Source organism: Plectonema radiosum NIES-515 (assembly GCF_025753815.1).
Classification (GTDB): Bacteria; Cyanobacteriota; Cyanobacteriia; order Cyanobacteriales; family Nostocaceae; genus Hassallia; species Hassallia radiosum_A.
Genome location: NZ_JAOWRF010000061.1, coordinates 1 through 2,071, shown reverse-complemented (window position 1 = coordinate 2,071; position 2,071 = coordinate 1). Strand labels below are relative to the sequence as shown.

Genomic DNA, 2,071 nt, shown 5'->3' with positions numbered 1-2,071 from the left:
GGGGGAAGGGGGGGGGTGGGGTTTTCCCGTCCGTAGAGGGGTGAGGAGAAAGAATCTAAAATTTCCCAGAGGATGGGTAAGACATCTAAACGGGGTTGTGGGCGCTGGTGTGCGCGGATGAGAGCCAGGCGATCGCCTTGAGTGAGGTTTTCCCCCAATTCCGGATGTAAGAGCAGTTCTAAGCCAGCGCGGGAGGCTCCATGAACGCCTGTGACAACGATCGCATCCCCCAAGGCGGCTTGATTGCGGCGGATAATTTGATCGGGATGAGCTTGACCAAAAGCCGTGATTGATATAGTTGTGACAGGCGATCGCACTACATCACCCCCCACAATTGAGGTATTGTATTTTTGCAGGCATTGTGTTATGCCCTGATACAATTCCTCAACCCAACTGACGTGGACTTCACCCCTAAGTCCCAAACCTACAGTAATTCCCAGTGGTGAAGCGCCCATTGCCGCCAAATCTGATAAATTAGCAGCAGCTGCTCGCCAACCAGCATCAACAGCCGAAGTGGTAATCTCACTAAAATGCACCCCATCAACCAGCACGTCGGTTGTCACCACCAAAGATTCCCCTGGTTTAGTCACCAGCACCGCTGCGTCATCCCCGATAATCTCCGGTGGACAAAAGCGCTGCAATCTTTCTAAAAGACCTTGTTCACCAATATCTCGAATTTGCATATTTTGATGGTGGATGGTGGATAGTTGGAGCGTTGACGGTTGACGGTCAACAATTATCTACTAATACCGATTTCATATGAAAATGCATAAAATTAGCCCACGCAGGTGGGCTTGGTTTGTGTAGCCCCAGGCTTCCAGCCTGAGGGTGTCATGTGCAGCCTCACGTAAAATTGGTATAACCACCAACTATTTATGCTGTTTTCGGCTCGACTAAATTTTCTAATCCTTGGGTGACTTTTGCTGATTCAATTTTGTCACCTGCCTTAAGTTTATCTAAAACTTCTCTACCCTCGGTAAGGTACCCAAAAACGGAGTAGCGACCATCTAACAGGTTGCGTCCAGCTGGGGTTAGTTCTGGTTCAAACAAAAAGAAGAAAAATTGCGAAGAACCGCCATTAACTTCACTTTCCGGACGAGCCATCGCTAACGCACCAAAGGCAGAAAAAGGCAGAACTGGCATATCAGTATAACGTCCAGCTTCTTCTAGTGTAATGCCATAGGTCGGTTGTTTATCGCCTTCAGCGAGAATTTCTAAGGGAACAGAGCGGTATTTATTGGTTTTTGGGTCAATAAAACCAACTTCTTTACCTGCGGGATCTCCGGTTTGCAAAACGTAAGATTCTTCAGAGCGGGTAAATTCTAAGCCGTTATAAAACCCTCTTTGTACCAAATCAACAAAGTTACCGGCGGTGACAGGGGCGCTGTAACCGTCCACAATCATAGTCAGATTGCCTTTGGTGGTTTTCATATCTACGGTGGCACGACCTTTGAGTTGAGGGAGGTTGCTGTACTCCGCAGGCACTTCAAAGGGGTATTTCTTCACCATTGACTCTTCTAACAAAGTAACGAGTTTTAGCAGCTTGGCTCGTTCAGAGCGAAGTTTTTCTTTATCTTTGGTTTTAACGACTTCATCAAGGGAAGTCACACCAGATTTTAACTCAGCAATCCAAGCTTCAGCTTGGGGTTGGCGTTCTTCGGGGACGCTTGCTAGGATTTTGGATGGATTATTCAGAATCCGCGATGCTTTGCTGATATCTCTGGAAATAGCCCCCCAGCGGCGATTTGCTCGCAGTTGGGCGGCAATGTCTTCTAAAGACGCTTGCAGTTGCCGCACGGGTTTATTATCTATGGGAAGGGCGTAGCGTAACAAGGCGTTGCCATCGGTGATTGCATTTCCAGCTGGTAGCGCGGCTCTACTGATGGGAGTCCACCCAGCTGTACTTATGCCTAAACTTATTGTCACCAACAACACGGCAATTAGGCTTTTTTTCAGCCAGGATTTTAATAAGTTGAACATGGCATGGCTCAAATGTGGCATCTAAACTTTTGACTTCTTGCGTAACCCATGAATAATCTTCCCACAGTCTAGGAAGAGGGGGGGATGGGGG

The 2,071-nt window shown here is 47.8% G+C and carries 2 protein-coding genes; both read right to left on the bottom strand.

Features of this window, described 5'->3' with window-relative positions; all coding sequences use genetic code 11:
- The coding region (thiL, locus tag OGM63_RS03785) for a thiamine-phosphate kinase (RefSeq protein ID WP_263744173.1) at positions 1-683 on the bottom strand (683 nt) is incomplete at its 3' end.
- Between the two features lie 190 nt (positions 684-873).
- Positions 874-2,001, bottom strand: a complete 1,128-nt coding sequence (locus OGM63_RS03780; protein ID WP_263744172.1) for a peptidylprolyl isomerase — start codon at positions 1,999-2,001, stop codon at positions 874-876.
- Positions 2,002-2,071 lie beyond the last annotated feature (70 nt).

Excerpts from the sequence above, each read along its gene's own strand:
- OGM63_RS03780 (WP_263744172.1), bottom strand. The coding sequence starts at position 2,001 with ATGCCACATTTGAGCCATGCCATGTTCAACTTATTAAAATCCTGGCTG.